The sequence below is a fragment of the Bacillus sp. 22190 genome, from assembly GCF_052045575.1.
GTDB classification, from domain to species: domain Bacteria; phylum Bacillota; class Bacilli; order Bacillales; family Bacillaceae; genus Bacillus; species Bacillus altitudinis.
On sequence record NZ_JBQEPF010000001.1, the window covers coordinates 418,539 to 431,264 of the forward strand.

General features: G+C 42.6%; 11 protein-coding genes and 1 tRNA gene. 9 read left to right on the plus strand and 3 right to left on the minus strand.

From position 1 onward, the window contains the following. The first annotated feature begins 61 nt into the window (after positions 1-61). Together ACTJKA_RS02110 and ACTJKA_RS02115 are read left to right on the plus strand one after the other, a co-directional pair. On the plus strand, positions 62-643 hold the full coding sequence (locus tag ACTJKA_RS02110) for a beta-class carbonic anhydrase (RefSeq protein WP_017357909.1): 582 nt from the start codon (positions 62-64) through the stop codon (positions 641-643). A 37-nt stretch (positions 644-680) separates the two neighbouring features. Continuing rightward, positions 681-2,303: a SulP family inorganic anion transporter gene (locus ACTJKA_RS02115; RefSeq protein ID WP_171465796.1), complete on the plus strand. Its 1,623-nt coding sequence runs from the start codon at positions 681-683 to the stop codon at positions 2,301-2,303. A 230-nt stretch (positions 2,304-2,533) separates the two neighbouring features. On the opposite strand, the gene ACTJKA_RS02120 is transcribed toward ACTJKA_RS02115, so the two are convergent. Then, entirely contained in the window at positions 2,534-2,875 is a 342-nt protein-coding gene (locus ACTJKA_RS02120) for a MazG nucleotide pyrophosphohydrolase domain-containing protein (RefSeq protein ID WP_008347798.1), read from the minus strand. Positions 2,876-3,011: 136 nt separating this feature from the next. On the opposite strand from ACTJKA_RS02120, the gene ACTJKA_RS02125 reads away from it, so the two are divergent. Then, positions 3,012-3,590, plus strand: a complete 579-nt coding sequence (locus tag ACTJKA_RS02125) for a TIGR00730 family Rossman fold protein (RefSeq protein WP_041091288.1) — start codon at positions 3,012-3,014, stop codon at positions 3,588-3,590. A 55-nt stretch (positions 3,591-3,645) separates the two neighbouring features. On the opposite strand, the gene clpP is transcribed toward ACTJKA_RS02125, so the two are convergent. Beyond that, positions 3,646-4,242 carry an ATP-dependent Clp endopeptidase proteolytic subunit ClpP gene (clpP, locus tag ACTJKA_RS02130; protein ID WP_007500118.1) on the minus strand — a complete coding sequence of 199 codons (597 nt, stop codon included), beginning with the start codon at positions 4,240-4,242 and terminating at the stop codon, positions 3,646-3,648. A 253-nt stretch (positions 4,243-4,495) separates the two neighbouring features. Between clpP and ACTJKA_RS02135 the strand changes: the two genes are divergently transcribed. From ACTJKA_RS02135 to abc-f, 4 genes are all read left to right on the plus strand, one after another. After that, positions 4,496-4,571: transfer RNA gene (locus ACTJKA_RS02135), tRNA-Arg, on the plus strand. A 499-nt stretch (positions 4,572-5,070) separates the two neighbouring features. Then, positions 5,071-5,622 (plus strand): hypothetical protein, encoded by a 552-nt coding sequence (locus ACTJKA_RS02140; RefSeq protein ID WP_017359180.1) that lies wholly within the window; start codon positions 5,071-5,073, stop codon positions 5,620-5,622. A gap of 186 nt (positions 5,623-5,808) precedes the next feature. Continuing rightward, positions 5,809-6,975, plus strand: coding sequence for a macrolide family glycosyltransferase (locus tag ACTJKA_RS02145; protein WP_345911123.1), 1,167 nt, complete (start codon positions 5,809-5,811; stop codon positions 6,973-6,975). Positions 6,976-7,371: 396 nt separating this feature from the next. Continuing rightward, positions 7,372-8,931, plus strand: a complete 1,560-nt coding sequence (gene abc-f, locus ACTJKA_RS02150; RefSeq protein ID WP_345911122.1) for a ribosomal protection-like ABC-F family protein — start codon at positions 7,372-7,374, stop codon at positions 8,929-8,931. 16 nt (positions 8,932-8,947) lie between these two features. Here abc-f and ACTJKA_RS02155 read toward each other — a convergent pair whose 3' ends face one another. Further along, positions 8,948-10,357 (minus strand): polysaccharide deacetylase family protein, encoded by a 1,410-nt coding sequence (locus ACTJKA_RS02155; RefSeq protein ID WP_017359186.1) that lies wholly within the window; start codon positions 10,355-10,357, stop codon positions 8,948-8,950. 310 nt (positions 10,358-10,667) lie between these two features. Here ACTJKA_RS02155 and ACTJKA_RS02160 point away from each other — a divergent pair, with 310 nt between their 5' ends. Beyond that, positions 10,668-11,720 (plus strand): FecCD family ABC transporter permease, encoded by a 1,053-nt coding sequence (locus tag ACTJKA_RS02160; protein WP_409222516.1) that lies wholly within the window; start codon positions 10,668-10,670, stop codon positions 11,718-11,720. Further along, on the plus strand, positions 11,717-12,718 hold the full coding sequence (locus ACTJKA_RS02165) for a FecCD family ABC transporter permease (protein WP_322536041.1): 1,002 nt from the start codon (positions 11,717-11,719) through the stop codon (positions 12,716-12,718). The genes ACTJKA_RS02160 and ACTJKA_RS02165 overlap by 4 nt, the downstream gene beginning before the upstream one ends. Positions 12,719-12,726: the final 8 nt, after the last annotated feature.

The following is a 12,726-nucleotide window of genomic DNA, read 5'->3' on the forward strand; positions in this document are numbered from 1 at the left end:
ACAAGGGAAAAGGAGGCCAGGTAAGCGTTACAATCACTTAAAAAAGTTAGGAGATGACAGGATGGAATCAACATTAGAACAGATTCTTCAGCACAATGCAGATTTTGTGAAAGAGAGACAGTATGAGCCTTTCAAGGCGGGAAAATTTCCTGAGAAGAAATTGGTTATATTAACTTGTATGGATACACGCCTGTTGGAATTATTACCGCAATCCATGGGGCTTCGTAATGGTGATGCGAAGATCATTAAAAATGCAGGAGCCATCGTCACACATCCATTTGGTAGTGTCATGCGGAGTATTTTACTAGCCATTTATGAGCTGAAAGCAGAGGAAGTATGCATTGTCGGACATCATGAATGCGGAATGGCAGGCCTTGCGGCAGACCCTTTACTTGAAAAGGCAAAAGCACGGGGAATTGAGGAAAAGTGTTTGAGCATTGTGAAAAGCGCAGGTGTCGATTTAAAGGGCTGGCTGACAGGCTTTGATTCAGTGGAAGAGAGCGTATCCCAAAGTGTGAAATTAGTCAAAGAGCACCCGCTCATGCCAAGTGATGTAGCTGTTCATGGACTAGTGATTCATCCGGCAACAGGAAAGCTGGATGTCGTTATAAAAGATAAACAGATCGACCCGCAATATACCTAAATCATCTACACATACTTGAAGGAGGCCAACACATACCATGCGTTTTTATGGAAGATTTGAAGGTTATGATTCATCAAAGTTTAGACGCGATTTAATCGCTGGGCTTGTCGTGGGCGTTGTGGCAATTCCTTTAGGCATGGCTTTTGCCATTGCATCTGGTGTCGGACCAGAATACGGATTATACACAGTCATCGTTGCCGGCATTTTGATTTCATTGTTTGGTGGTTCAAAGTATCAGATTGGCGGACCGACCGGGGCATTTGTTCCAATTTTATTCGGGATCGTCAGCCAGTACGGTATTGAAAACTTACTCATTGCTGGTTTTATGGCAGGCTGTATGCTTGTCTTATTCGGAATATTCAAACTAGGAAAGCTCATGAAATTTATTCCTCGTCCGGTTATCATCGGCTTTACTGCCGGCATTGCTGTCATTATTTTTTCAGGACAGATTGCCAACTTCCTCGGATTAAAGGGTGTTGAAAAACATGAAAGCTTTTTCCTCAATATGAGAGAAATCGTGGTCCATCTCGGTACCGCAAACAGTCTCGCCATTCTCACAGCGATTGTTGGGTTCATCGTGATTTTGGCGGCACAAAAATACATTCCCAAAATACCTGGTGCTCTATTAGGTCTACTCGTTTCAACATTTATAGCTGTTCTCTTTTTTCAAGGACAAGTTGAAACCATCGGCTCTGCATATGGCGAAATCCCTCGTCAGCTACCAACTTTCGCTTTTCCTGAATTGACGATTGAAAAAATGATTTATTTGCTGCCGCCGGCTATTGTCATTGCGCTTTTGGGCGGCGTGGAGTCGATCTTGTCCGCGATGGTAGCTGATAATATGAAAGGTTCTAAACATGACAGCAATAAAGAACTCGTCGGACAAGGAATTGCCAATATGGCGGCACCGCTTTTTGGAGGGATCCCAGCGACTGGAGCGATTGCTCGTACGGCAACAAACATTAAAAATGGTGGAGCAAGCCCCATTTCAGGAGTCGTGCATGGTGTCGTTGTCTTGCTCATCTTAATGTTATTTGCACCATATGCATCGATGATTCCACTTGCTGCCATGGCACCGATTTTGATGTTTGTGGCGTGGAATATGAGTGAGAAAAAGGAGTTTATCAATATTGTCAAAGTCAAAAATGCGGATTCCCTTGTGCTTGTCGTGACCTTCCTGCTAACGGTCATCGGTGATTTGATTATAGGGGTGACTGCAGGTCTCATTTTAGCGTTTATCGCCTTTATCAAAAAAATGAGCCAGACAACGAATATCCACACAAATGTCGCTGTTCCTCAAATCGAAACCGCAGCTGCCTTAGAAAGGGAGACCGATCAGAAAGGGATTAGTATGTATTCGATTGAAGGGCCACTCTTTTTCGGTACAACCGATTCATTGGAAAATTCGATTTTGGATCATGTTCAGACAAAGCCGAAAACACTCATTTTGCTTATGAACAAAGTGAATTATATGGACACCTCAGCAGAAGCGGTTCTGATGAACATTTCTAATCGTTTAAAGCATCACAATGGAAAATTGATGATTGTAGGGCTTCAATCACAGCCAAAAGAGCTTTTGCATCGTACCGGTCTTTTCCATCACATTGGAAAGCAGCATTTCTTTGAACGAACGGATGATATTTCACCACAGCAGCTATAAAAGGCTAAAAAAAGCACGTGACATGTCGGCGACGTGCTTCAGCGTATAGACAAACCCTCGCATTCTTTGTCAGTTCTGCGTGCCGGTGCTCACGAATGTCAAATTCGCTCCGCGCCGGTACTCGTCCTTCCTAGACTGCAAAGGTTTTCTATCACGCTGAAAAGAAGACAAAGGGCTAATCAAGTTCATTTTAGCCCTTTGTCAACAATCTGAAGCCCGTGACATGTCGGTCACGGGCTTTTTACCTGCTCTTTTTCACTAGAAAACCGTTGTGTGAGTTTCTGTTGATGGGAAGAGAAGACCTCTTCTACTGTTACATCATAGAGATCAGCTAGAACAAGTAGATTTCCTAAGACATCTCCCATTTCTTCAATAAGGTCCTTTCTTAACGCGGCGTCCTCCTGTGTTTTCTCATCAGGTCGATCGCGTCCAATTTCGACCGCCCTGACTGCGCGAGCGAGTTCACCTGTTTCTTCCATCAGGAAACCTAACCTGATAAACGGCCCGTATTCTGTCCAATTTCTCATTTTGTAGAAATCTTTGATCCATTTTTCCATTTCAGTTGTTTGCATTCTCTTTATACAGCTCCTTATATGGTGTTCACCTTCTGATTTTACACTATATATAGATAGAGCGGCTGTTTCTTTACAATGAATTATAGTAGAATGAGTGGGTGAAGAAATCATAGAGAGAGATGGAGCTGTTTTGATGAAAACGATTTGTGTGTTTGCTGGTTCGAATCCAGGTGTGAATGACATCTACAAACAAAAAGCTGTCGAGCTAGGGGCTTATATGGCAGAGCAAGGAATCCGCCTTGTATACGGTGGCTCACGAATTGGCTTAATGGGCGCTATAGCGGATGAGGTATTGAAAAACGGCGGGCAAGTGATCGGAGTCATGCCAAAAGGGCTTTTTAGAGGAGAGGTTGTGCATCAAGAGCTAACCGAATTGATTGAAGTCAAAGGGATGCATGAACGAAAAGCGAAAATGAGCGAGCTGGCCGATGGGTTTATTGCCATGCCAGGTGGTTTTGGTACATATGAAGAATTATTTGAGGTGCTATGTTGGGCGCAAATTGGCATCCATCAAAAGCCAATCGGATTGTATCAAGTGAATGACTATTTCAATCCGCTCATAGACATGGTGAAGTTTAGTGTACAGGAAGGTTTTTCGAATGAATCACACCTTCAATTGCTACATGCCTCTGGAGAACCGGAAGAATTGATTTCACAGATGGCTTCCTATCAAACACCAACTCTTCAACAGAAATGGACGGAGCTGTCTTAAAATAGATGCATAACAAAAAACCGTCTGTTCAAAGAGCAGACGGTTTGTTTTGTGATTATTTTTGTTCTTCTGTATTACGGGTCAAGACTTTGTCAATGAGTCCGTATTGAAGTGCTTCTTCCGCTGTTTTAAAGTTGTCACGATCTGTATCGCGCTCAATGACTTCAATTGGCTGACCAGTACGTTCAGCAAGTACTTGGTTCAGTTTATCGCGTAAAGAAAGGATTCGTTTTGCCGCAATTTCAATTTCTGTTGCTTGACCTTGCGCACCACCTAGTGGTTGGTGAATCATCACTTCACTATTTGGAAGGGCATAACGCTTACCTTTTTCACCAGCAGCAAGCAGGAACGCACCCATAGATGCAGCCATACCAATACAAATAGTTGATACCTTTGGTTTAATAAATTGCATCGTATCGTAAATGGCCATACCAGCTGTGATCGAACCGCCAGGGCTGTTAATGTAGATAGAGATATCTTTTTCTGGATCCTCGGCTTCTAAGAAGAGAAGCTGTGATACGATGGAGTTGGCAACATTGTCATCGATCGCAGAACCAAGCATGATAATACGGTCTTTTAAAAGACGAGAATAAATGTCGTAAGCTCTTTCCCCACGATTTGTTTGCTCAATGACTGTAGGTATTAAATTCATAATGTTCCTCCTTCACCTTTTAGGTAAGTATGTAATTCAATGATACATTTTTGGTCAATAAAGGTCAAACAAAATGCTGACCTAAAATCAAATACCCCTATCCATTTTCCCCAAAATCCTTTCACTTCAAACCATCATATGATTATATGTATGGGAATGAAGAAAATACATCGACAGGGCTGGCGATTAATCATTGCTTTCTTGCAGCATTTCCCTTATAATTTGATATGCTGACGTTTAAAAAACATATCGTGCGCTCGTAGCTCAGTTGGATAGAGCGGTGGTTTCCGGTACCACGTCTGCCGGGGGTTCGAATCCCTCCGAGCGCGTACTTGACCTTGCTTACGATGATAAAGGTCTTTCATGAATCCCTCTTCATATGAAGAGGGGTTTTTTATGTTTAATCGAATTGATCGTTTTCTTCTAATAAAGTTAGGATAAGCAAGTGATAAAATGGTTTGGCTGCAAGCCAGCAACATCTATCCGAGTATAATAAAATCAACCCCACTCTTAACATAAGAATGGGGTTGTTTGCTATAAAGGGGTTACCTGCCTTTTTGGCCTTTCCTGTAAATAGCCGCAGGTATAATTGTAAAAAGAACAATGATAAATCCAATCACGGATACAGTATTTTTTACTATATTGTCATTCACAGTGAAGTTTGTCACTATCATTGCCGCCAGACAAAGAATGATGATTAAATAACTGTATTTCTCCAAGACTTTCACAAAATATCCCTCCAATATGAATCTATAAAATTGAAACAATTATTATAATATGATATTTTTACCTCGTATTCAAAAAATAAACAAGGAAGGGGTATATTGGATGAAAACTATTTTTCATAAAAAGAGTGTAATATGCTTCATAACAGCTCTTTTCATGCTATTGTCAACGATTTTTACTGCGAATGCAACAGCAATTAGTCCTAATTCAGAAGTGGATGAAGAGTATCAAGAGTTGCTAGAGGTTTTATTGGCGATTGAAGCTTTACCTGACAGCGTTATTGCCAAAGGGGATGAAGCTGTAGTTAAATGGTTGGAAGAGAACTCTAATATCCCTCTTCAACGACAAGGTGAGGTTGTTACTATGGGGGTAGTTGGTTGTATTTCCGCGGTTGGAACTGCCATTATAACCAATGTTATACCGATAGCAAAAATCGCAAAAGTCAAGTCCGCATTAAAAGCTGCAGGAGGTGCTACAAAATTTGTTAAAACATTGATTCCAGCGTATAAAGCGGCTAGAGAGGCAGGAAAAAGTAAGGCGAATGCTGTAAAAACAGCTGTAAATAAAGCAGCGAAAAATGCTAGTCCTGAAGCAAAAAGAGCACTACTTGAATTTTTCAATATAGGAAATGTGTATTCAGCCTGCTTTGAATAAATATCAAAATATCAGATCCGATCTAAAAGACAAAGCACTTAAATAGGAGGCTTTGTCTTTTTTTCTGCTATCCTCTTAAAATACTAGCCATAAGACTCATTTCTGCCCTTTTCAGGCGTATTTGTTGAGCTCGATCACTGTATAAGATTAACATGGAAGGGAATTGACAATAAGGAGAGGATTCTTGTGGCGAAGGTTTTAATGATTACGTTCCCAGCTGAAGGACATGTGAACCCAATGTTAGGAATGATAAGAGCATTTGTTGATCGAGGTGATGAAGTGCATGTGGTCACAACTGAACATTATCAAAAGCGGATCAAACGCTTAGGCGCTCACGTACATATACATCCAGATTATATTCGCACATTAAGTGTCGAAGAAAGCGATTTAGAGTCAATGCAGCCATTTTTTCATGCCATGCTACAAACGTCATTAGACATTTTAGAAGTGGTGGAAACTCTTTCTCAACAGCATTCATTTGATTTGGTCTATTTTGATATGTTTGGAGCAGGTGAGCTTGTGCGGGATTACTTACAGATTCCAGGCATTGGTTCGAATCCTTCTTTTGTGCTGCAAGAGGCGCATTTTGATACACCTCTATACAGAAAAGATGAGAAGGCGGCTCATCTGTTAGAAGAAATACATGAACGTTTTGGCGTTCAGCCAACACATTTGATGCAATTCATGAAAAACCGCGGCGAACTGAATATGGTGTATACAAGTGAATATTTTCAGCCGTCTGTTGATGCATTGGATGATTCGTTTGTTTTCATTGGACCGAGCTTCCTAAAACGTGCTGACCAGCATGATTTCCCGTTAGAAACGCTTGAGCGAGAGAAGGTTGTCTTTATTTCAATGGGAACGGTTCTTGGAGATACTGAAGCATTCTTTAATATGTGTATTGATGCCTTTGCCGACTTTGATGGAAAAGTGATTCTCGCAACTGGTGAAAAAATCGACATGTCTCTCCTAAAAGAAGCGCCATCCCATTTTCTCATCGAGCCTTATGTGCCGCAGCTTGAAGTCCTTGAACTGACAGATGTGTTTGTGACCCACGGCGGGATGAACAGTGTCAATGAAGGTATTCATTATCATGTTCCAATGGTTGTCATCCCGGTTGACAAAGATCAGCCGATGGTGGCAAAAAGACTGACGGATCTCTCTGCTGCTCGTGCACTCGATAAAGACCAGCTGACAGCAAAACAGTTGAGAGATACTGTAGAGAGTGTACTCGGAAGTGACACATATCGTGCTGGGATTGAAATGATTGAAGAAAGTTTCCAAACAGCAGGTGGAACAGAAAAAGCATTACGTGTCATTGATCAGTTTATGCAAGCGAAACAGATGCAATAGGTAAGGTGTTTACCCAAGTTGGCCAGCCTGTCTCAATAGGAAACCTACTTGACAAAAAATAACCAATCTTTTATCGTATACGTAACAAACGACGGAAGGGTGACCCAATGCAATGAAGTACTAATCCTATGACCTGTAAGCAAAATGAAAGAACGAGGGCAGTGAGCAAACGATATGTGTTGCTATGTTTGCTGCGTTTTCATTTTTTAGCTTCGGAATAGGATGGTACAGCTTGGGAATCAAAGATTGAAGTGATGGATACGGGGGAGATGTGTGCTCATTTGATGAACCGCATGTCATTCTGTATCGATACGCTTATTTTTGTACACCATTTTGCCTCCTATTCTGAGAATGGGAGGCTTTTTCATGTCTCCTGATACGAAAGGAGAGGGTTGGATGTTACTGAGAGCCCACCAATTAAAAGTATTTCGAAAGGATCGCTTGTTATTTGATATAGAGGAGCTGGCCATTCATCAAGGGGACCGAATCGGCCTTGTAGGGACGAATGGCAGTGGGAAAACGACATTGCTCCATGTACTGGCGGGGAGGGAAAAACCAGATAGCGGCACATTTGCACACACTACAACTTGTACGCTGCTTCCTCAACTAAAGACAGGAGATGGCAGACAAAGTGGCGGAGAGATGACTCAAGCTTATATTGAGAGAGCTTTAAGCCGGCCTTCTGCCCTTTTATTAGCCGATGAACCCACGACTCACTTAGATACGGAGCATATTGAGTGGCTAGAAGAAAAGCTTCGTTATCATCAAGGTGCTCTGATTGTCGTCTCGCATGACCGTGCTTTTTTAGATGCGTTATGTACAGACATTTGGGAATTAGAAGATGGGAAGCTCAAACTATACAAAGGCAACTACAGCGATTTTGCCCGGCAAAAAGAACTCGAACATCGTCAGCAAGTGGAGGCGTACGAGGCGTATACCCAGAAGAAAAAACAGTTAGAACATGCACTGCAAAAGAAAATGAAAAAAGCCGACAAAGCGACAAAGCCATCTCCAAAGCTGAAATCCTCGGGGCCTAAAATTGCAAAGCCTTATTATGCAAACAAGCAAAAAAAGCTTCAAAAAACAGCCAAATCTATTGAAACAAGAATGGAGAAATTAGAAAAGGTGGAGAAGGTAAAGGAAGCCCAGTCTCTTCAAATGACGCAGCACACCATGAAGGAAGTGGCAAGCCGCACCATTTTTCGTGTCGAACATGTAGATGGCAAGGCAGGAGATAAAGTCCTTTGGAAAAAGGCGAATGTAGAAGTAAGAGGCGGAGACAAAGTCGCGATCATTGGGAAGAATGGGAGCGGTAAAACGACATTTCTCCGAATGCTTGTAAACGGTCATCCCGGGATTTTTCGTTCAGAAGCCGTGAAGATTGGTTATTTCAGCCAAGATCTTTCAGGACTGAATCTAGATGAATCGATCTTACAAAATGCACTGGAACAGGCGATTCAAGATGAGACTGTCGTTCGCACCGTTTTAGCGAGACTTGGGTTTCGGGGAGACGATGTGTATAAGCTGACGAACGTATTAAGCGGCGGGGAACAGGTGAAGACGATGCTTGCCAAGCTGCTCGTCAGTGATGCCAATGTTCTGATGCTTGATGAACCGACGAACTTTTTAGACCTTGCGGCAGTAGAAGCGCTTGAAGGACTTTTAAAAGATTACCCGGGCACAGTTGTGTTTGTCTCCCACGACAGAAGGCTCATTGAGCAGGTGGCTACTCGTATTCTTCATGTGCACGAGGGAATCATTGAACGCTTTGATGGCACCTATGAAGAATATAAACAAAAGGAAGAAAAGCCAGCTGCTACAAAGAAAGAAGAAGAGCTCTTGCTGATTGATATGCAGCTGTCTGAAGTGCTCAGTCGTTTAAGCATCGAGCCTTCTCATGAGCTTGAAGAGACGTTTCAAGCATTGTTAAAAAGAAAGAAGTTGTTAGAGTCATAAAAAAAAGCCCCTGTGTTTACTGCACAGGGGTCTGTTCGTTTCGTTCTTTTTTCAATTGTTCAAGTTCGCTGACTGTGACAAGCTGGTAGCCTTGTTTGGTGAGTTCATGTATGATCTTCACTGCTGCTCGAGCAGAGCTGTCATAAATATCGTGCATGAGTACGGTTTTGCCATCTGCTGCATGTGAGAGAACATGGTTTGTGATCTGCTGGCTGTTGCGAATTTTCCAGTCCTCAGGATCGACATCCCACAATGAAACGTTCATGCCAACCGCTTGATTGATGTCGGGATTTGTTCCTCCATATGGCGGTCTAAAGTGCGTAGGAGTATAACCGCTGGCCTTTTCAATCAGTTTCTGCGTGTCTTTTACTTGTTTGACCGCTTCTTTTAGAGGGAGTCTCGTTAATAAAGGATGGTTATATGAATGGTTTCCGATCTCATTTCCGCCCTTTAAAATGTCGGCAAGCATTCCAGGATAATACTGAACCCTGCTTCCTAATACGAAAAAGGTGGCGTGTCCTTTATTTTCCTTCAGCGCTGCTAAAATGGTTGAAGTTGTGGCTGGGTTTGGACCGTCATCAAATGTGAGTGCGATGGCTTTTTTATTCGGATCAAGCTTTGGCTTTTGCGGCAGCTTGACGGCTTTTCTTTTTGGATTTGGTTCTTTGATTTCATTCTGATTTTTGGTCTTATTCATATATTCCGGCTTCAAGATATCTTTTAGTAGCGTCTTTTTGATCGCCAGCGTTTGCGGACCTAAGTCCTTTGCGGCTACTTGAGAAGCTGGGAAATAGAACTCTATATATTTCTCTTTTAAGGCGAATTGACTGAAGTTTTGATCAGTAGGGGCTGTTCCTTTTTGAAGGAGTGATAGATCCTTAGACAAGGTTTTATCTTTTTTAAGCTCCGTGTATGTAATATAGGATAATTTTTTCAAATAGTCCTTTTTTGGTTGAAATAAATCTTTTGTGTCAAGAAAGTCTTTTTTCTGAAAATCGAAATTGATTGTGACGTGATGAGTGGTTCCATTTTGCTGACCTGTATATGTGTAGGTCGTAAAATAAATGGCCGCAGATTGTTTTGCATAGTGCACCATGTCATAGTCAATATTCAGTTCAAACCGTTTGTTTTCATCAATGTCCTTTGCTTCACTAAATGTCTTTTTGAAATGTTCTAATGCTGAATTCGCATAGCTTTGAATCTTGTCATCTAGCTTTTTTTGATGAAAAAGTGGATAGTTCACCGCATATCTCATAAACTTCCCGTCATTTACAAGAGTGACAATTTCAACATTTTTATAATTCGTATCCTGCTTCACATTTTTCTTCTCTGTACCGCTTGCTTGCTGATTTTGAAAGAATGCAACTGCTCCAATGACGATGGCAAGCGCAAATAGGATGATACTCCATTTTCCCTTTACTGACACAACTTTCAATTCTCCTCTCATGACGGGTCATTCTTTATTTCTTTGACATCTGTTTGTAATATTTTTATAACATTTGACTTACTTTTGTAATTTTAGGGGATTTTCATGCGGAATGTCAACTATTTTCCTATTAAACTACTGTAAAAAATGATAGGTCTTTCAGAACGAGAAAAAGCAGAAGGAAAGAATTCTCTTATTTGCCGTCTACCAATACCTTCAATAATTAAAAAATTGAGCCGTACATTGATTTTTCAGAGGCTGACGGCTATAATTTTGATGATTATGATTCTCATTTTCAAACTGACTTTTAATGAAGAAAAGGATGACACCGATTTTGCCGGATAAGCGAACATCTCAACAAAAACGATCATCACCTATTTTGTTCTTTTTATTGTTTTTTCTCGCTGTCATTGGTTTATTGGCGGCTATGTTTTTGGCTGTTTCCTACGGTGCAAAGTCATTGTCTTTGCAAACGGTCTGGACAGCTGTATTTGACTATCAGGCTCATGTGACAGAGCAGCAGATCATTCATGAAATAAGGCTTCCGCGTGTGCTAGGAGCTGCACTTGTTGGAGCGGCGTTTGCTGTGGCAGGTGCGCTGATGCAAGGCATTACAAGAAATCCGCTGGCAGATGCCGGGATATTAGGCATTAACGGCGGTGCGATGTTTGTAGTCGCTCTCTGTTTTGCTTTTTTTCCAGGAATGCCTTATTCGGCATTGATGTTATTTTCTTTTTTTGGGGCCGTTCTCAGTACGCTGCTGATCTTTGCCATTGGGGCGGCTGGCGGCGTGCTGACCCCACTTCGGCTCACTGTAGCTGGAGCTGTTGTTGCCGCATTGCTGCATGCGCTAAGCTCGGGTATCGCCATTTACTTTGATCTCAGTCAGGATCTGGCTTTTTGGTATGCAGGGGGTGTGGCAGGTGTCAAATGGCCGCAGCTGGTGATCCTTGCTCCAGTCATTCTCATTGTTATCGTTTGGGCGATGTTATTAGGACGATCCCTCTCGTTATTATCACTTGGTGAAGATGTAGCTGCGAATTTAGGGGTGAAAACCCGGCAAGTGCGAATACTAGGTATGGCAGCTGCGGTTCTGCTGGCAGGCGTTTCTGTATCGGCGGTTGGGTCTATTGGGTTTGTCGGGCTTGTCATTCCGCATATTGCACGAAAGCTGGTTGGGGTCAATTATCGTTTCGTCATTCCGATGTCAGCGATTTTAGGCGCAATGCTTCTCGTCTTCGCTGATCTTGCCAGCCGGACAGTAAATCCGCCAAGAGAGCTTGCCATTGGCGTTATGGTGGCACTTGTTGGTGTTCCTTTCTTCTTATATATTGCCAGAAAAGAAGGGAGGAACCTGTCATGAAAGAGAAACGGCGTGCTCTTGTCGTGACAGCCGTTTTGCTTTGTCTGAGTGCGGCTGTCGTGCTGTATAGTTTAAATACCGGCACGCTGAAACTCAGTCCTCTCGTTGTCGTCAAAACGTTATTTGGCTTTGGAGATTTCCAAAGTGAGACGGTGCTGTTTGATTATCGTCTCCCTCGAATCGTCGTGACGATACTAGCTGGAATAGGTCTAGGCATCGCAGGTGGCATTTTGCAGAGTTTATCCCGCAATCCACTGGCCGATCCTGGGATTATCGGTCTGAATGCAGGAGCCGCATTCGGCTTAATCATCTTTGTGACGTATTTTCACGTACTAGAAGGAAATCCATCTTTACTCATTCCGCTCTTTACGTTTGGTGGAGGCCTACTTGCGGCGTCAGTCATCGTTCTTCTTGCGTACGACAGGCATGAAGGGCTTGTACCTATCCGGCTGATCCTTGTTGGAATTGCCGTAGCTGCGGGGTTTAGTGCATTGACGTTATATTTGTCATTGAAACTGGATGAAGATACATACACCTTCGCTTCAAGGTGGCTTGTGGGAAATGTATGGGGAAGAGACTGGATTCATGTGCTTGCGCTCCTACCTTGGATCGTATGTCTTGTCCCGCTTACGCTCATGCAGTCCAGCACACTCAATGCGTTAACGTTAGGTGATGCCGTCGCCTCAAGTGTCGGAGTACGTGTACAGCGCAAACGACTTTTTCTTCTCACCTTAGCTGTTGGTCTAGCGAGTGCAAGTGTATCGATGACAGGCGGAATTGGTTTTATTGGCCTTGTTGCACCTCATTTGGCGAGGCGTCTTGTCGGCTCACTGCACCAATATTTTTTACCAGTGAGCGCCTTGCTTGGATTGTTGATTTTGGTCAGTGCTGATACACTCGGACGTTCCATATTTGCCCCAAATGCCATCCCAGCGGGTGTGGTTGTGGCTTTTATCGGAGCACCTTATTTTCTCTATTTACTAACAAAAACAAAATAAGAAAGAGG